The sequence below is a fragment of the Nonomuraea sp. NPDC050680 genome (assembly GCF_040654555.1).
In the GTDB taxonomy this organism is placed as follows: Bacteria; Actinomycetota; Actinomycetes; order Streptosporangiales; family Streptosporangiaceae; genus Nonomuraea.
This window is the reverse complement of record NZ_JBFAIF010000026.1, coordinates 1-17,100: the sequence shown is the minus strand read 5'-3', so window position 1 is coordinate 17,100 and position 17,100 is coordinate 1. Positions and strand designations below refer to the sequence as shown.

Here is a 17,100-nt window from a genome sequence, read left to right as displayed (position 1 = left end):
ACAGCCTGCGGCAGAGGAAAACCAGTACAGCAGGAGGGATTACCGTCGCCCTAAGCCGAGTATTTCGACCTCGTGACCGCAATGGCCGCCCAGCGCAGGATGGCGGCACGAGAAGAGGAACTCGACCATGCCTAAGTACATGATCCAGGCGACCTACACCGCTGATGGCCTCAAAGGAGTGCTGCGAGATGGCGGCACCGGACGCCGGCAAGCGGTGGAGCGTATGGCAGAAAGCGTCGGCGGGCGGGTCGAGCAGATGTATTTCGCGTTCGGCGAGACGGACACCTATGTGATCGTCGAGCTGCCGAGCAACGCGGCCTCGGCCGCTGTGGGGCTCACGATATCGGCGACCGGGGCGGTACGAACGAAGACGGCTGTCCTGCTGACGCCAGAGGAGATCGACGATGCCGCGCGGATGGAGGTGGCATACCGGGCTCCTGGCGCGTGACGGCCGGGTGATTGCGAGCACCTGGACTGCTCCAAGCTAGGGGAGCGGGCTCCAGCATGACGGTCCTGGAGGCCCGTCGCCAGCGGAAACGTGGTGACGGGCCCATCGTGTTGCGTTCGGATGTCGTCCGCCCCCAGCAGGTCCTCGTTACGAGCGGGCGCGGATGCGCCGGTTCACCAGGATGATCAGCACTATCTGGATGACAAGTAGCACCAGCGCGATCAGTCCCGATGCGGCGCTCATCTTTTCCTCCGAAAGCCCGCCAATGCATTCCGTTATGTTGCCGCCCTCATAGGTGACGCAGTCACTCCTTCCCGCCTGCCGGGTTCACCTTCGCCGGAACAAGTTCGAGAAGCCTGCCCCTAACGGAATCATGGCTCACTCCGAACACATAAGCAGAGGCGAGCGATCACGACAAGGTCAGTGCTGTTGGGCGCAACGCTTTCGACGATATCGCGGGGCCGACGCTATCGGGTTTCGGTCGAAGGGAGTTGGTGCTCCGCGCCCCAATCCCATAGGGCTTGCAGAACGGGGCCGAGCTGACGCCCGTGTGAGGTGAGTGTGTAGTAGACCCGGGGCGGCCAGCCAGGCTGACGGTGGCGAGCGAGCACCCCGGCTTCCGTCAGGTGCGCCAGCCGATCGGACAGGACCTTGTCCGACAGCGCGGGCAGGGCATGGCGGAGTTCGGTGAAAGTGCGATCGCCGTGCAGGAATTCGCGGATCACCAGGGTCGTCCAGCGGCCATGCAGGGCCGCGAGGGTGATCTCCACCGGGCAGGAGGGGGTGGGTTGGGTGACGTTGGCGCGAGGGTCGTCGGGCAAGCCTGGCTGGGCTGGGTAGCCAACCGTTTGGTGAGTCACGAGGGCGTCTCCTAGCGTTGCCGCGTCTTACTGATTTCTACCTGCTGGAAGGACATGCATCGATGATGCGGCAGCTTGCTGAACGCCCCGAGGACGTGCCTGCGGTGTTCGCCGAGCGGTTCAACACCGGTGATGCGGCGGCGGTGGCGGAAGTCTATGAGAGCGGTGCGGTGTTCGTCCCGGAGCCGGGCTCACCGCTGACCGGGCAGGAGGCCCATGCCGCCAATGAGCGATTCTTGAGTCTCGGGCTGCCGATCGCCGTTCGGCCGCGACACGTCTACACCGCCGGTGACATCGCTTTGCTGATCGTCGACTGGGTCATCGACGGGACGGATCGTGATGGCCGCCCCGTACACATCGAGGGCACCGCCACCGATGTCGCCCGACGCGGGCAAGACGGGCGCTGGCTATACGCCATCGACAACCCTTTCGGCGTGAAACCGTGATCCGTTGAGATGGTCAGCGCCTGGCCGGTGCCAGATGGGCGCGCTCTCCCTGCGCGCCGAACAGGGTGAGCACCTCGGCGGGCTGGCTGTCGGCGCTGCCGATCCAGTGTGGTACGTGGGTGTCGAACTCCGCGGCCTCGCCGACGCCGAGCCGGAACTCCTGCTCGCCGAGTACGAGCCTGACGTGTCCGTTGAGGACGTAGAACCACTCGTATCCCTCGTGGGTCCGCAGGTTCATCGTGGGCACTCGGCCGGCGGGTGGATAGATCACCTTGTATGCCTGGATACCGCCAGGCCGCCTGGTCAGTGGCACCATCACCAGCCCGGATCGCCGCACTGGCCGCAGGTGGATGCGCGGGTCGCCGGTGGGCGGGGCTGCGACGAGGTCATCGAGCGGGACGCCGTGCGCCCGGGCCAGCGGCAATAGCTGCTCCAGTGTGGGGCGGAGCTTGCCGTTCTCGAGACGGGACAGAGTGCTCGCCGTGAGGCCGGTCTCGCCGGCCAGCGCCGCCAGCGTGGTGCTCCGCGCCTTGCGCAGGGCGCGCAGACGCGGCCCGACTCCGGCCAACACGTCTTCTGCGGGGTTGTCCATGCCTCCCGATAATGCGGATCCGCAACTTTTCTTGCAAGCGAGAAACGGCGGTGGCGATGCTGTCGTACATCACCGGCGCCGAAGGTGCGTATCACGACCCACGAAGGGGCAACTCACATGGATTCCAACCGACGCCGACGACCCGCTACGGGCGACCAGGGGGCGATGGACGAGGACGCCGAGCTGTTCTGGGAGCGGCACTACCGCACGCGGCGTACCTGGGACGCACGCGTCAACCCGCTGCTCGCCGAGACCGCCGAACCGTTGCGCCCCGGCGCCGCCCTCGACCTGGGCTGCGGCGCCGGAGGCGACACCATCTGGCTCGCCCAGCGGGGCTGGCACGTCACCGCTGTGGACATCTCCACCACCGCCGTCGAACGGGTACGGGAACGCGCCCGCGATCTCGGCGTCGCGGACCGGGTCGCCACCGAACAGCACGATCTGGCCAGAAGCTTCCCGTCCGGCCAGTTCGATCTCGTCTCCGCCCAGTACTTCCAAACCCCGTTCCCGCTACTCCGCAGCCGAGTCCTGCGCACCGCCGCACAGGCCCTGCGCCCCGGCGGTGTACTGCTGATCGTCGACCACGGCTCCACCGCGCCCTGGTCATGGAACCAGGACCCCGACATCCAGTACCCCACACCCACCGAGATCGCCGCCGAACTCGATCTCGACCCCGCGCACTGGTCCGTCCTGCGCGCCGACATGCCCCGCCGCCGGGCCACCGGACCCGCCGGTGAGACCGCCACCGTCATCGACAACATCCTGCTCGTCCAGCGAACCGCCGGAACCACAGGAGAGTGACTTGATGCGGCGATCCAGGACAAGGACGAAGGACACCACGCCGCCGCGGACCGGCGCCGACGAGAAGGCCACCCTGCGGGGCTTCCTCGACTATCTGCGGAACGCGGTCGCGGACAAGGTCGCGGGCGTGCCTGAACCGCAGGTCCGTACGGCCGGAGTGTCCTCGGGCACCAACCTTCTCGGGCTGGTCAAGCATCTGGCGTTCGTCGAGCGGTTCTACTTCCTCGGTGAGGATGCCGGAGACTGGCGCGCGACCATGCGGCCGTCCGCGGCGGACACCGTCGACGGCGTGCTCGCCGACTACCGGAAGACCGTCGAGCGAGCGAACCAGGTCATCGACGCCTGCCCAGATCTGGCCCTTCCTGCCCCGCGATCCTCGCGCCCAGGGCCGGCACCGTCGATGCGCTGGGTGCTGGTGCACATGATCGAAGAGACCGGCCGCCACGCCGGCCACGCCGACATCCTTCGCGAGCAGATCGATGGATCCACCGGCCGCTGACCAGTCGGTTAACGGCGCGCGGTGCATGTGCCCGTCCACATTGCAACTTGCAGTTCTAAGTTAGAATGTTAAGTTAGTAGAGTGGAACGCAATCTGAGTTTCAACCTGCATGTGCTCACCGCCCGCCTGGACCGGTCCGCCGATCGGATCCTGCGGGCGGAGTACAACGTGTCCTACAGCCGTTTCCTGGCGCTGACCCTGGTAGGGGAGCTGGGCGCCTCGACGCAACGAGCCCTGGCCGACCACCTCGGCGTGACCGAGCCGTCGGTAAGCCGGATGACCGCTGTCCTTGCCGCCGATGGACTTCTCGACGTCCAGCCCGATCCGGGTGGGGGGCGCCGTCGGCGGCTGAGCCTCACGGACAAGGGGAAGCAGTTGGTGGCCTCGGTCCAGCACGGATTCGAAGAACGGTTGGCCGCACTCGTGACACACAGCGGCGTGCCGTACGACGAGTACGCGAAGCACACCGCGCAGCTGCTGGCGACGTTTGACCACGTGGAGCGGGAGGGGGCCAAGTGAGTCCCCTGCCGGTGCGCCAGCGCGCGCTCTTCTCAGCCGACGGCACGCAGATCGGCTATCAGACGATGGGCGCCGGGCCGGGCCTCATCGTGCTCGGTGGCGCTCTGCGAACCGCACAGGACTACCTGCCGTTGGCCTCGGCGTTGGCCCGCTCCTTCACGGTGCATCTCGTCGAACGGCGGGGGCGCGGCGCCAGCGGCCCTCAGGGAGCCCAGTACGCCTTGGGGAAGGAAGTCGAAGACCTCCGTGCCGTCCAGGCGGAGACCGGGGCGCGGTTGGCGTTCGGTCACAGCTACGGGGGACTCGTCATCCTGGAGACCGCACGGTCGTTCCAGGTCTTCGATCGCATCGCGGTCTATGAGCCGGGAGTGCCCGCTGGTCATGTCCCCACCGGCTGGATGGCCCCATACCGGGAGCGGCTGGCCGCGGGCGATCCTTATGGCGCCTTCGTTCACTTCATCCGAGGCTCGGGCGGCGCACCGGCCTTCATGGCCAAGCTGCCCTACTGGTATCTGCGCATGGCGTTACGGGTGGGATTCCGGGGACCGAGCTGGCAGCGGATGCGGCCCCTTCTGGAGGCCAATCTGGCCGAGCACGAGCAGGTGGCAGCCCAACAGGGCCGGCTTGCCGCGTTCTCGGCCGTTACCGCGTCGGTGCTGCTCCTTTGCGGGGGCCGTAGCTCGCGCGCGAGCAGGGAGGAGTTCGACGCTGTACGCGACACCCTTCCTGACGTCACGCTCGAAACCTTGGACGGCCTCAATCATTTCGGGCCCGAAGGGAAATCGGCTGTCGTTGTAGCCGAGCGGGCGCTGGCATTCCTCCGTTGATAAACCCCGGGCTGACAGAAGTAGCCGATCGCAGCCGCGGGCTCAGCGGCCTGATCGCCGGTTTCTGGTGGAGAGGGCGGCAATGGAAGCGATCGAACTTCAGGAACGACTGATCCCGCTAATTCGTGAGCATATATCGACCTTCGAGGAAGTGTACGGATATCCGCCGGGAGAGAACGTCATAGAGGCCGCATCGAGTCGCGAGAACGCCGCAGTAAATGTTTTCAGGTGCCGGAATTCAAGATCCCGCCTTCTCTCCGCGGGCCCTCGCCCGCCTGGACCGGGCGAGGGCTGGACTGCCATAGTCGCTTGATGGATCATCGTTCCCGCGCCTGGGCTCAGCGACGGTTATGGTCGCTGGTTTGGCTGGAGTTGCTTAACATCCCGCTGCAGGCGGTGATCTGGTTCGGCGTGGTGGGGTTTCCAGTGACCGCGGGAAACAGTGTGGGCTTCGCGTTGTTCACGCTTCTCTTGCTGGAGGGAGCCGGGTATTGGTCGGCCAAGCGCCGCCAGATCGCCACGCGAAACAGGTCCCTTCCAGGAGCCGGTGCCTTCGTGGTCGCCCGCAGAGCCAACGTTGCCGTGCTGGTCGCTGGATTGCTGTTCATCGTCTGGGCGGTGGTGGTCGATCCGGGGGCAGGAAGCTGGCCAGGCCTGGGGTTTGGGCTGTTCGCCGTGCTGGAGCAGGTGAACTACTTCCATGTCCAACTCATGTACGACACCGCTGGGGATCTCCGCTACCTGCGCTCGCATGGCTTGCGCCGCGCCCATCTGGCCCGCGATCTCGCAGTCCAGGCAAGAACGCGTTCTCTGTCGCGCTCCTGATGACGACCGGTCGTCGTTTCTGAGAACTCGAGGGACACACGCCTCTGCGCTACCAACACGCTGCCGGACGTGCCAGCGGCGTCGCTCCAGATCCCACGCCGCCACGCCCATCTACCGGGCAGTTCCTGACAACAGAGCTGTCCAGACCCCCATGCTTCCTTCGTCGACGTCGGCGTCCCGAACGGCTACCAGACATGGCCGACCGCAACAGCCTCAAGGTCCTCATCAAGCCCTGAACTGTGGACACACGACGGGGTGAAGCGGGGCGAAGTCCTCGACCGGGCTCCAGCCCGCCGGTGCTCGTTCATATGGTCGGGGCGGCGACCAGTTTCCGGATGATCAGCGGTTGGGCGAGGATCTGCCCGAGTACCTGCTCCACATGGCGGAAGTGCGGTGTGGTGAAGTGCTCGGCGAGGGCTTGCGGGCCGGTCCACTCCTCGACGATCACCATGCGGGCGGGATCGTTGGGGTCGATGTACGCCTGGTAGGCAAGGCAGCCAGGTTCGTCCAGGGATGGTTCGAACATGGCTTCCAGTGCCGTGCGGAGCCGGTCGTGCTGTCCGGGAGCGGCGACGCACTCAGCGATGACCCAAAGAGACACGGGGTGATGGTCCTTTCCGCGGTCAGGGGTGGGCGGGACCGGCTCCCGCGCCGGAGCGGGTTATCGCCGTGGCGATCTCGTCGAGGTCGGCGCGGGTCAGCTCCACTGACGCGGCGCCGATCCAGCCGTCGACCTGGGCGGGCTTGCGGGCGCCGACGATCGCGCCGGTGATGCCGGGCCAGGCCAGGACCCAAGCGATGGCCGCCGCTGCCACGCTGGCGTCATGGCGTTCGGCGATCGGGCGCAGCGCGTCGGCGAGCCGGAGGTTGGCGGGCAGGCCGGTGGTGAAGTCGTGGTGGGCCGTACGCCAGTCGTCGGCGGGCAGGGAGGCGACACGCTGGGCGGAGAAGGCGCCGGTGAGCAGCCCCGACTGCAGCGGTGAGTACGCGATCACGCCGGTGTCATGGGCGCGCGCCCAGGCGATCTCGACCGCCGCGGACCGGTTGATCGCCGAGAACGGCGGCTGGATGACGTCGACGTGAGCGATGCGCTCGGCCGCCGCCAGTTGCTGGGGCGAGTGGTTGGACAGCCCGATCGCGCGGACCTTGCCCTCGGCCTTCAGATCGGCCATCACCTGCCAGTACTCCTCCAGCGGGGTGGCGTTGGGCGAGACGGCGCCGGTGCCGTCGCCGGCGTACTCCAGCGATTCGCCGGTGTCGGGCCAGTGCACCTGGTACAGGTCGATGCGCTCGACGCCCAGCCGCCGCAGCGAGTCCTCGATCTCGCGCCGCACGCTGGCAGGCTTCATGATCCGGCGCGGCGCGGCCCGCGGGTCGTCCGGGTCCCAGACCAGCCCAACCTTGGTGAAGATGTAGGGCCGGTCGGCCTCGGGCAGGTCGGCGATGGCCTTGCCGACCAGTTCCTCCGAATGGCCCAGGCCGTAGACGGCGGCGGTGTCGATCCAGTTGACGCCGCGGGCGAGGGCGTGGCGGATGGCGGCGATGGACTCGGAGTCGTCGGTGGCGCCCCAGCCGAAGTGCCAGCCCGAGCCCGACACCGCCCATGAGCCGAAGCCCACTCGGGTGATGTCCATATCGGTGCGGCCGAGCCGCTTGATGGGCAGATGAGAAGAGGTCACGTACTGCTCCCGTGATCTGAACCCGGCAGGGCGTTCATCGCCCATGACGGGTGCGGAACCGTTCCGGCGCCATCCACTGTGGGCGGGCGGCGACGGACACAACCAGCGGCAGCCCATGCCTAGGCACGGCACGACCAGGCTCAACCGGCGCGCGCCCGCGATACTGGAGAGCATGGTGTTGGATCGACGCGCCGAGCTGGGCGAATTCCTGCGATCTCGGCGAGCCCGGCTGCGTCCGGAGGAGTTCGGCCTGTCCGCGTACGGGCAGCGGCGTCGCGTCCCCGGGCTGCGGCGCGAGGAGCTGGCGCAGCTGGCCGGGGTCAGCGTCGACCACTACATCCGGCTGGAGCAGGGACGCACTCTGCACTTTTCCGCGGAGGTCTTGGACGCGGTGGCCCGGGCGCTGCGGCTGGACGCCACCGAACGCGCCCACCTGCATCGCCTGGCCCGGCCGGCTCCGGCCGCCACACCCGGCCCCGCCGAACGTCGGCCTCTGCGCTCAGGCATTTACCGGCTGCTGTCCTCGATCCACGACGTGCCGGCCTACCTGGTCGACCGCAACACCACCGTGCTGGCCTGGAATTCGCTGGCCGCCGCACTGATCACCGACTTCGGAGCACTGCTTCCGGCGCAGCGCAACATGGCTCGGCTGACCTTCCTGGACGAGGGCATACGTCACCTCTACGCCGACTGGCCGGCACGGGCTCGGGATATCGTCGGCTTCCTCCGGCTGGACGCCGGTCACCGACCCGCCGACCTGTCCACGGCGGCCCTGATCGAGGAGCTCTCCGCCGGCAGCGCGGATTTCCGCGAGCTGTGGGCGGAGCACCAGGTGAAGGACAAGAGGTATGGACGGTACCTGTACCGGCATCCGCTGGTCGGCGAGCTCGAGCTGGCCTACGAGACCCTGCGCCTGCCGGACGAGCCCGGACTGGCCCTGGCCATGCACACCGCCGAGGAGGGCACGGCCTCCCACGCCGCGCTCCAACTCCTGGCCACCTGGACCGGCAAAGAACGCCCGCCGGCTGCTACACGATCTACAACTACCTGAACGAGATCTCGACAGGCCGCGCGCCAACGTCGGGATCAAGCGGGTCGCCGACGGCGTGGCCACGGCCATTGTGCGAGTCCTTCCGGCGCGGGTGTGCCCTTCACAGTGCTCGCGGCGACATCTGTCACGCGGGTTCCGTGCGGCCCCGCCGCCCCGGTGGGCGGAGGGGCCGTGACCTGCTGGTACCGATCTATCCGAGCACCGGGTAGTTGGCGCGGAACACGTTGTGCGGGTCGCGGGCCCGCTTGATCTCCCGCAGCCGCGCGAGCGCGCTGCCGGAGAAGGACTTGGCCGCCGTGTCGCCGGGGGACAGCACGGTGTACGGCTTGCGGCCGCTGATGTAGGCCTCCAGGTCGGCTACGACCTCGGCCTGCTTGGCGCGTGTCGCGTCGGCCGCGTGCGGCAGGCCGAGACCCAGCAGGCCGAGCAGGTACGGCTCAGCCACCGCGCCGCTCGCACCGGCCCCCTCTCCCGGCTCGGCGAGCGCCCCGCCCAGGTGCCTGATCTGCAGGTTGATGAGCGGCTGGACCGGCTTGGCCAGCAGGAGCTCCACCGCGTCCGCGTCCAGGCCGGTGAGCAACTCCGCACGAGCGATGGATGGGGCCGGATCGGTGGGCTCGCCGGTGATGGCACCCAGGTCGGCAACCGGGACGACGCCGCGGCTGTCGGAGATCGCGTCCTCGATCTTGTCGAGGCGTGCCAGCAGATCCGCCCCCTGAGCCGCCTCACCCAGGTAGGCCAGATCCAGCGTCACCATCGGCGACGCGCCGGGCGGCTGGAGCCGGTTGATCCAGACACTGAGTTCCCGCGGCGCCTCGGCGGTGATCTCCAGGAACGCGTCGTACACCTCCCTGGTCCGGTGCTCCGGCCAGATCACGCGCCCGCCGTACAGGACCGGCGCGGGATACAGCTCGAGTTCGAGGGCGGTCACCACCGCGAAGTCCCCGCCACCGCCGCGCAGCGCCCAGAACAGCTCGGGATCGGACTCGGCGGTCACCCGGACCGGTTCGCCATCGGCGTCCACGATGTCGACAGCCCGCACGCTGTCAGAGGCGAAGCCGTACTTGCGGCTGAACCAGCCGACCCCACCGCCCAGGGTGTAGCCGGTCACGCTGACCCCCGGCGCGCTGCCGGACAGGCCGGTCAGACCCAGCGGACCGGCCGCCGCCAGCAACTGCCCCCACCTCACGCCCGCGCCCACCCGGACCACGCGCTCCTGCGCGCGTACGTCCACCTCGTTCAGCAGGCCGGTACGCAGCAGGATCAGGCCTTCCACATCACCGGAGGCGCCATGGCCGCTCGGCTGCGCGGTCACCGTCATACCCGCCCGCCGCGCGTAACGCACCAGCGCCGCCACGTCATCGGCATCCGCGGCCTCCGCCACGGCCGCCACCGGCTGCCTGACGGTCAGATTCCACGCGGTAGCGGCCTGATCGAAGCCGTCTTCATCGGGCAGGAGCACGCGCCCCTTGAGGACACCGCGCAGATCGTTGATCGCCATTGTCGTCTCCCTTTTCGAGTTGTCAGAAAATGCGAAGGAATACCGTGCCGCACTACGGGGAGGTCAGGCGGGCTGCGCGGCGGGCGCTGCGGTGGCGGTCTCCTGGGCCTTGCGCGCCTTGCTGGTCTCGCGGAGGATCAGCAGTCCCGTGACCGCGATCAGCGCCGAGGTCAGGCCGTGGATGCCGAACGCGGCGGCCATGGGGCCGTGGTGGGCCAGGACGTTGACCATGTCGCCGAACGGGGCGACGGCCACCATCAGCAGGACCCAGCCCAATGCGCGGCGGTGGCCCGTCACCAGCAGGATGCCCATGGCCAGGCCCATCGCGATTTCGCGGCTGCCCTTCACGATAGGAAAGCCGCTGTCGCCAGAGGGCCAGTTCGGCAAGCCCGGGAAGGACGTCCCGAGGGGCAGGACGAAGGACAACCCGAGGTAGAGGGTGAACAGGACGACGGCGGTGGCCAGGACAGTGTTGAGCTTCTTCAGCGACATGGTCGTTCTCCTTTGATGGTCAGACGGGTGATGTTCAGAGGGGGTGGGGTTCAGCCGCGGACACGGCGGATGTGGCGGGCGTAGCGGGGGCGGCCGATGACGTGCCAGATGACGCGGACCGGGGCGGGCAGGCCGCTGAGGACGATGGCGCGCTCGGCCGGGTTCGCGTCTTCCAGGACGGCGCCGAAGAGCGTGAGCAGGGTGAGCTTGGGAGTGTTGTTCACCAGGTGGTCGCCCAGGGAGGCCCACTCCTGCTCGGTGATGTGCTTGGCCGCGAGCGGGAGGAGGGTGGCCTCCTCGTCGTCGAGGTGTTCCAGCAGGACCGCGCGGTGCTCGGAGAGGGCGGCCACGAGGGTGTCGCGTTCGTCGGCGCCCGCGGTGGCCTCCCAGGCGGGGACCGTGGCGTCCAGCCTGGCCAGGGTGTCCGCGGTGCGTTCGTGCTGGGCCTGCATGCGCAGGACGATGTCGGTCTCCAGGTCCACCCGGGAAAGCAGCGGCGGCCACAGCAGCTCGTCCTCGCCCTCGTGATGGTTGTGCAGGCCCAGCCGGTAGACGCGGAAGTGGTCGGCGATCACCTTGGCGCGAGCGGTGTCACCCGGGGTGACGGCCGCGACGAGCTCCATCAGCAGCCGTGACTCACGGCGGAGCACGCGGTGGACGATCTCCATGTCCTGGGTGTTGACGCTCATCTGTTCCTGCCCTTCATCGGTGGCGACGTGTTCAGGCTGCTCCAGGGTGTTTGGAGGGGATTTGGAAGCGGTTTGGAAGCGGTTTGGAACGTCCACGTAAAATGTGCGGATCATGGTCTTCATCCGGGTGCTGGGCTCTTTCGGGGCCGAGGTCGGCGGCGAGCCCGTTCCCCTGGGCGGGCCGCGGCAGCGGGGTGTGCTGGCGTTGCTGGTGGCGGCGCGTGGGCAGGTCGTGCCGGTCGACCGGATGATCGAGGATCTGTGGCGCGGGGAGCCGCCCGCGCGGGCGCTGATGTCCTTGCAGGCGTACGTGTCCAACCTGCGCCGGCTGCTGGAGCCCGGACGTCCGCCGCGCACGCCGGCCCGGCTGCTGGTGAGCGCCTCGCCCGGTTATGCGCTCCGGCTGCCGTGCGAGTCGGTGGACGCGTGGCGGTTCGAGGATCTGCTCGACCAGGCCCGTACGGTCACCGACCCGCACGTCGTGCGGGCTCGGCTCGCCGAGGCGCTGGGGTTGTGGCAGGGACCGGCGTTCGCCGAGGTCGCCGACGAGCCGTGGGCCGCCGCCGAGACGGCCCGGCTGAACGAGCTGCGCCTGGTCGCCACCGAGCTGCACGTCGCGGCGGGTCTGCGCATCGGCGACGCCGCCGCGGTGGTTCCCGAGGCCGAGCGGCTCACCCGCGACGAGCCGCTGCGAGAGGAGGGCTGGCGGCTGCACGCCCTGGCACTGTGGAGCAGCGGCCGCCAAGCCGACGCGCTGGCGACGCTCCGCCGCGCCCGCGGCATCCTCGCCGAGGAGCTCGGGCTCGACCCCGGCCCGGACCTCACGGCGTTGGAGGAGGCGATCCTCACCCAGCGCTTGGACGTCCTACGTGCGAGCGTGCCGTCGCCCCCGCCACAGCCGACCGCGGCCCCTCGCCCGGGAACGGCCACGATCGTCGAGGCGCCGTTCGTCGGACGCGAGGCAGAGCTGTCGGCACTGGTCACGGCCGCCGCCGAGGCCGCTGCCGACGGAGCCCGTATCGCCCTGGTCACCGGCGAGGCCGGGCTCGGCAAGTCGACGCTCCTGGAACACCTCGGTAGGCGGCTCGAAGGTGACGGATGGCTGGTCGCCGTCGGCCGCTGCCCCGAGGTCGACAGCGCGCCGCCCGCGTGGGCGTGGACCGAGGTGCTGAGGAGCATCGCCGCGACCACATCCCCGGGCGGGTTCGCGGACGACCTCGCGCCGCTGCTCGCCGACGCCGGGCCGGTGAACGGTGACGCGACCGCGGGACGGTTCCGCCTACGCCAAGCTGTGTGGACATGGCTGGCGGCGGTCGCCGCGGAACGCCCGGTCGCCATCGTCCTGGACGACCTGCACTGGGCGGACACCGCCACGCTGGAGCTGCTCGGCGGCGGCCTCGGCATCAGGGCTCCCCTGCTGGTCGTCGCGGCGTACCGGGCGGACGAGAGTGAACACCTCACCGAAACGCTGGCCTCCCTCGCGCGCGCCACACCGCTGCGGCTCCCCCTGCCCGGCCTGGACGAGGAGGCCGTCGCACAGCTCGTACGGACCGAGTGCAAGGCCGACGACGAGACCGCCGCCGCCATCGCCGAGCGCACCGGCGGCAACCCGTTCTATGTACGCGAAAGCGCCCGGCTGATGAACGGGGAGGGCGCGCTGGTCGCCCTTTCCGAGGTCCCCGAGGGCGTACGGGACGTGCTGCGGCGGCGCCTCGCACGCCTGCCCGAGGCAGGTGTGGCCGTGTTGCGCCTCGCCGCGGTCGCGGGCCGGGAGAGCTCGGTGAACGTCCTGGTGGAGGCCGCCTACACCGACGAGGACGGCGTGCTCGACGCACTGGACACGGGCGTGATCGCCGGATTGCTGAGCGAGCCGGGCCCCGGGCGGGTGCGGTTCGTGCACGCCCTCGTCCGCGACACCCTCGTCGCCGACGTCAGCCGCCTGCGGGCCACCCGCATGCACGCCCGCCTCGCCGCCGCGCTGGAGACCACCGGTGACATCACGGCGCTCGCATACCACTACACGCGAGCCGGATCCCCCCAGGCCGTCGGCTACTGCCTCCGGGCCGCCGAGCTGGCCGAGGCACGCTACGCACACGACGTCGCGGCCGATCTCCTCACCGACGCGGTCGCGAACTCGACCGACCCGGAGGAACGCATAGACCTGCATGGCAGGCTGCTGCGGGCGCAGATCCGGGCCGGCGCCTTGCTTGCCGCGCGCCAGACCCGCCTGCAGGCCGTCGAGTACGCCGAGTCCCTGGGACGCGACGACTTGATGATCGCCGCGTTCACGGCCTGGACCGAGCCGACACCATGGCAATCCCGCGAGTACGGCACGGTGGACCGGCCCATCGTCGACAGGCTGAGCCGCCTGCTCAAGCACACCGAACTGGCCCCGGAGGTACGCAGCCACCTCCTCGCCGCCTACGCCGAAGAACTGGTCGGCGAGGACGACCCCACCGCCTTGGCTGCGGCCCGCGAGGCGCTCGACCTCGCCACCTCACCCCGCCTGCGGGCGGCGGCCCTCCAGGTCCTGACCCGCGGCCACGGCAGCTTGCCCGAACGCGACGACCTCTGCCGCGAGCTGGTGGCGATCGGCACCGAGCACGACCTGCCCGTCTACCGCGTCACCGGGCTACTCAACCAGGCCGCCTGCGCCGCCGCGGCCAACGACCCGGCCACCATGCGCCGCGCGGCCGCCGAGGCCCTCGACCTCGCGCGCACCTACCGACTGCCCGAAGCGATCGGCGTCGCCAAGGTGGTGCTGGCGACCCTGGCCCTCATCGAGGGCCGGTTCGCCGCCGCCGAACGGCTCTACACCGAGGCCGCTGACGGCATGCGGCGTGCCGGATCCCTGCACGCCGTCGGCATTCTCGGCCTCGCGCTGGCCGCGATCTGGGTGAACAACGGCACGCTCGGCGAGCACCTGGAGGAGGTGCGCGCCTTCCACGAGGCGTTCGGCCCGATCGCCTCCGACCTGCTGGTCCTCGCCCTGCACGCCAACGGCCTGATCGACGAAGCCCGCCGGATACGCACCTCGGACCCGATCCGCCCCGACTACTTCTTCACCTTCCTCACGACCGTCCGCGCGATGGCCGCCATCGCCCTGGACGATCGCGCCGCGGCCGAGGAGATCTACGCGACGCTGCTTGCGCGCCGCGACGGCCCCCCGCCGGACGCCACGAGCCTGTCGGTGGAGCTGCGCCCGGTCGCCCACACTCTCGGCGAGCTGGCCGTCTTCCTCGGCCACGACGACGAGGCCGCCGCCCACTTCGCTCAGGCCGCCACCATCGCCGACCGGTGGAACGCACCTCATTGGGCCGCCGAGGCCCGATCGCGAACGACCACCTAGCCACCTCGCGCCGAGGAGATCCTCACCTTGAACATCGAGGATCTGGACCTGGAGTTCCGCCGTGCCCGCGTGGTCTCCAAGGGCGGCGCGATCGAGTACGTGCACTGGGGCACCGGCACCGCCCGGCTACTGCCCCGCCTGCTCAAAGGCCGCACCGCCGGCCCGGTCTTCCTGGCCGACCGGCGCGCTCCTGCCTCCGGCTCCCGCGCCCGAGCTCCAGGCCAAGTCCCGCCACCAGCACCTGGCCGGCCTCGGCCGCTATGTCCGCCTCGGCGAGGAGACTTCCGCCCGCCTCACCGCCGAAGCCGACCCGGCCGCCCGCCGCAAAAGCCGCTGAACTACATCAAACACCCCATGGTTTGATTACGGAGAGTTACTTTTCCTCCGGTGACATCAACCCGAGCGGTGGGCCTATATGGGTGGCGAACCTGCCGAGTAGTCCGAGATCATCCGGCCATGTCGGATGACGCTTCAGGACAGTACCGAGCAGGCGAGACAGCATTGCTGGCCGTGGTGCGGGAAGCCGAGCCATTGGTCGGGGGCTGGCGGCGGCGTTTCGATTCCTCCGCGAGGGCGGGGGTTCCCGCGCACGTGACGGTGCTTTTTCCCTTCCTCGACATCGATCGCATCGGGCCCGCGGTCATCGACGACTTGAGCGTGCTGATCGGCGAACACAGCCCGTTCGCCGTCCGGTTCGACACGTGCCGGCGTTTCCCTGAAGTGCTCTACCTGGCGCCGACGCCCGAGCAGCCGTTCCGTGCCCTGACCGAGGCCGTCGTGGCGCGATGGCCCGAAGCGCCACCGTACGGCGGACAGTTCGCCGAGGTCATCCCGCACCTGACGGTCGCCCACGGCCAGCAGGCCCAGGTGTTCCATGAGGTGGAAGCCGCGCTCACTCCACGATTGCCGATCACTGCCCACGTATCGTCGGTCAGCCTGTTCGTCAGTGACGGCACCCGCTGGCACCAACACGTCGAGTTCCCCTTGCTCGGCTGATCTGGTGCATGCGCGTCATTCTCCGGTGACCTGGCTGCGCTCGATGAGCTCCAGCACGGCATCCGGGCGCTGGGTCTTGCGATCGGCGATCGCGGTCATCCGGAGTCTCCAGCGCACCCAGCCGTCGCGCCGGGGCGGCCCCGGCGCCGAACAGCATGATGAAGTGGCCGCCGCTCGAGCCCGCTGGGCGCCCAGAAGCCGTAAGCGGCTGCAAGGACGCCCAGAAGCCGTCAGGGCTGCAAGGGCGCCCAGAAGCCATCAGGACCGCAAGGGGCTCAGAAGCCGTAAGGCGCTCAGACCTCCTCGACGCTGCTCGGCTCGCGCCGGGACAGGTCGATTCCGAGCTCTTCCGCGGCGCGGAAGACGTCCTCGTCGGTGTCGCGCATCTCGATGGACATGCCGTCACTGGAGAGCACCTCGACGTTGAGGCACAGCGACTGCATTTCCTTGATGAGGACCTTGAAGGACTCGGGGATTCCCGGCTCGGGGACGTTCTCGCCCTTGACGATCGCCTCGTAGACCTTCACGCGGCCGACGACGTCGTCGGACTTGATCGTCAGCAGCTCCTGGAGGGCGTAGGCGGCGCCATAGGCCTCCAGAGCCCACACCTCCATCTCACCGAAGCGCTGGCCACCGAACTGGGCCTTACCGCCGAGCGGCTGCTGGGTGATCATGGAGTACGGGCCGGTCGAACGTGCGTGGATCTTGTCGTCGACCAGGTGGAGCAGCTTCAGGATGTACATGTAGCCGACCCCGATGGGATAGGGGAACGGCTCACCACTACGCCCGTCGAACAGTCTGGCCTTCCCGCTGCGCTGCACGAGCCGATCCCCGTCGCGGTTGGCGATGGTGTTGTCGAGCAGGCCGACGATCTCCTCCTCGTGGGCGCCGTCGAAGACCGGGGTGGCCATGTTGGTGCGCGGGGCGACCTTGTCGAAGCCCTTGTCACGCAGGCGTTCGGCCCACGCTTCTTGGACGCCGGAGATGTCCCAGCCGCGGGCGGCGATCCAGCCGAGGTGGGTCTCCAGCACCTGGCCGACGTTCATCCGGCCGGGCACGCCCAGCGGGTTGAGGATGATGTCGACCGGGGTGCCGTCCTCCAGGAACGGCATGTCCTCCACCGGGAGGATCTTGGAGATGACGCCCTTGTTGCCGTGCCGGCCGGCCAGCTTGTCGCCGTCGTTGATCTTCCGCTTCTGGGCCACATAGACGCGGACCAGTTCGTTGACACCGGGCGGCAGCTCGTCGCCCTCCTCGCGGGAGAACACCCGCACCCCGATGACCTTGCCCTGCTCGCCGTGCGGCACCTTCAGCGAGGTGTCACGGACCTCACGGGCCTTCTCACCGAAGATCGCGCGCAGCAGCCGCTCCTCGGGCGTCAGCTCGGTCTCACCCTTCGGCGTGACCTTGCCGACCAGGACATCACCGTTCACGACCTCGGCGCCGATGCGGATGATGCCGCGCTCGTCCAGGTCGGCCAGGACCTCCTCGGAGACGTTCGGGATGTCCCGGGTGATCTCCTCCGG

18 protein-coding genes and 1 pseudogene are annotated in these 17,100 nt (G+C 69.2%); 11 read left to right on the top strand and 8 right to left on the bottom strand.

Features of this window, described 5'->3' with window-relative positions; all coding sequences use genetic code 11:
• Positions 1–127 precede the first annotated feature (127 nt).
• Complete coding sequence (locus AB0H88_RS45755; RefSeq protein ID WP_357655454.1) at positions 128–448, top strand: GYD domain-containing protein; 321 nt, start codon at positions 128–130, stop codon at positions 446–448.
• Positions 449–915: 467 nt separating this feature from the next.
• On the opposite strand, the gene AB0H88_RS45750 is transcribed toward AB0H88_RS45755, so the two are convergent.
• Positions 916–1,308, bottom strand: coding sequence for a helix-turn-helix domain-containing protein (locus tag AB0H88_RS45750; RefSeq protein ID WP_357655452.1), 393 nt, complete (start codon positions 1,306–1,308; stop codon positions 916–918).
• A 62-nt stretch (positions 1,309–1,370) separates the two neighbouring features.
• Between AB0H88_RS45750 and AB0H88_RS45745 the strand changes: the two genes are divergently transcribed.
• Positions 1,371–1,754 (top strand): DUF4440 domain-containing protein, encoded by a 384-nt coding sequence (locus AB0H88_RS45745; protein ID WP_357655449.1) that lies wholly within the window; start codon positions 1,371–1,373, stop codon positions 1,752–1,754.
• A gap of 13 nt (positions 1,755–1,767) precedes the next feature.
• Here the strand turns inward: AB0H88_RS45745 and AB0H88_RS45740 are convergent, their stop codons facing one another.
• The gene (locus AB0H88_RS45740; protein WP_357655446.1) at positions 1,768–2,346 is read right to left on the bottom strand and encodes an XRE family transcriptional regulator; all 579 of its coding nucleotides are present in this window, start codon (positions 2,344–2,346) and stop codon (positions 1,768–1,770) included.
• Between the two features lie 117 nt (positions 2,347–2,463).
• On the opposite strand from AB0H88_RS45740, the gene AB0H88_RS45735 reads away from it, so the two are divergent.
• The 5 genes from AB0H88_RS45735 to AB0H88_RS45715 all read left to right on the top strand — a co-directional run bounded on the left by AB0H88_RS45735 (position 2,464) and on the right by AB0H88_RS45715 (position 5,817).
• The gene (locus tag AB0H88_RS45735) at positions 2,464–3,147 is read left to right on the top strand and encodes a class I SAM-dependent methyltransferase (protein WP_357655443.1); all 684 of its coding nucleotides are present in this window, start codon (positions 2,464–2,466) and stop codon (positions 3,145–3,147) included.
• A gap of 4 nt (positions 3,148–3,151) precedes the next feature.
• Positions 3,152–3,646 (top strand): DinB family protein, encoded by a 495-nt coding sequence (locus AB0H88_RS45730; protein WP_357655440.1) that lies wholly within the window; start codon positions 3,152–3,154, stop codon positions 3,644–3,646.
• A gap of 81 nt (positions 3,647–3,727) precedes the next feature.
• A complete protein-coding gene (locus AB0H88_RS45725) occupies positions 3,728–4,165 on the top strand; it encodes a MarR family transcriptional regulator (RefSeq protein ID WP_357655438.1) in 438 nt (145 codons plus the stop codon).
• Positions 4,162–4,992, top strand: a complete 831-nt coding sequence (locus tag AB0H88_RS45720; protein ID WP_357655435.1) for an alpha/beta hydrolase — start codon at positions 4,162–4,164, stop codon at positions 4,990–4,992. Before AB0H88_RS45725 ends, AB0H88_RS45720 begins: the two co-directional genes overlap by 4 nt.
• A 312-nt stretch (positions 4,993–5,304) precedes the next feature.
• The gene (locus AB0H88_RS45715) at positions 5,305–5,817 is read left to right on the top strand and encodes a hypothetical protein (RefSeq protein ID WP_357655434.1); all 513 of its coding nucleotides are present in this window, start codon (positions 5,305–5,307) and stop codon (positions 5,815–5,817) included.
• A gap of 304 nt (positions 5,818–6,121) precedes the next feature.
• On the opposite strand, the gene AB0H88_RS45710 is transcribed toward AB0H88_RS45715, so the two are convergent.
• Positions 6,122–6,418 (bottom strand): putative quinol monooxygenase, encoded by a 297-nt coding sequence (locus AB0H88_RS45710; protein ID WP_357655431.1) that lies wholly within the window; start codon positions 6,416–6,418, stop codon positions 6,122–6,124.
• Between the two features lie 22 nt (positions 6,419–6,440).
• Positions 6,441–7,496, bottom strand: coding sequence for an aldo/keto reductase (locus AB0H88_RS45705; RefSeq protein ID WP_357655429.1), 1,056 nt, complete (start codon positions 7,494–7,496; stop codon positions 6,441–6,443).
• 172 nt (positions 7,497–7,668) lie between these two features.
• On the opposite strand from AB0H88_RS45705, the gene AB0H88_RS45700 reads away from it, so the two are divergent.
• A complete protein-coding gene (locus AB0H88_RS45700; protein WP_357655427.1) occupies positions 7,669–8,547 on the top strand; it encodes a helix-turn-helix transcriptional regulator in 879 nt (292 codons plus the stop codon).
• Positions 8,548–8,737: 190 nt separating this feature from the next.
• On the opposite strand, the gene AB0H88_RS45695 is transcribed toward AB0H88_RS45700, so the two are convergent.
• The 3 genes from AB0H88_RS45695 to AB0H88_RS45685 all read right to left on the bottom strand — a co-directional run bounded on the left by AB0H88_RS45695 (position 8,738) and on the right by AB0H88_RS45685 (position 11,229).
• A complete protein-coding gene (locus AB0H88_RS45695) occupies positions 8,738–10,048 on the bottom strand; it encodes an FAD-binding oxidoreductase (RefSeq protein WP_357655424.1) in 1,311 nt (436 codons plus the stop codon).
• Between the two features lie 63 nt (positions 10,049–10,111).
• Positions 10,112–10,540, bottom strand: coding sequence for a DUF4267 domain-containing protein (locus tag AB0H88_RS45690; RefSeq protein ID WP_357655421.1), 429 nt, complete (start codon positions 10,538–10,540; stop codon positions 10,112–10,114).
• A gap of 50 nt (positions 10,541–10,590) precedes the next feature.
• Positions 10,591–11,229: a hemerythrin domain-containing protein gene (locus AB0H88_RS45685; RefSeq protein WP_357655419.1), complete on the bottom strand. Its 639-nt coding sequence runs from the start codon at positions 11,227–11,229 to the stop codon at positions 10,591–10,593.
• 112 nt (positions 11,230–11,341) lie between these two features.
• On the opposite strand from AB0H88_RS45685, the gene AB0H88_RS45680 reads away from it, so the two are divergent.
• The 3 genes from AB0H88_RS45680 to AB0H88_RS45670 all read left to right on the top strand — a co-directional run bounded on the left by AB0H88_RS45680 (position 11,342) and on the right by AB0H88_RS45670 (position 15,574).
• Positions 11,342–14,578 carry a BTAD domain-containing putative transcriptional regulator gene (locus AB0H88_RS45680; RefSeq protein WP_357655416.1) on the top strand — a complete coding sequence of 1,079 codons (3,237 nt, stop codon included), beginning with the start codon at positions 11,342–11,344 and terminating at the stop codon, positions 14,576–14,578.
• 61 nt (positions 14,579–14,639) lie between these two features.
• The gene (locus tag AB0H88_RS45675) at positions 14,640–14,915 is read left to right on the top strand and encodes a hypothetical protein (protein ID WP_357655414.1); all 276 of its coding nucleotides are present in this window, start codon (positions 14,640–14,642) and stop codon (positions 14,913–14,915) included.
• Between the two features lie 173 nt (positions 14,916–15,088).
• Positions 15,089–15,574, top strand: a complete 486-nt coding sequence (locus AB0H88_RS45670) for a 2'-5' RNA ligase family protein (protein WP_357655694.1) — start codon at positions 15,089–15,091, stop codon at positions 15,572–15,574.
• Between the two features lie 293 nt (positions 15,575–15,867).
• Here the strand turns inward: AB0H88_RS45670 and AB0H88_RS45665 are convergent.
• Positions 15,868–17,100, bottom strand: a pseudogene (locus AB0H88_RS45665) (DNA-directed RNA polymerase subunit beta); the annotation flags it as partial.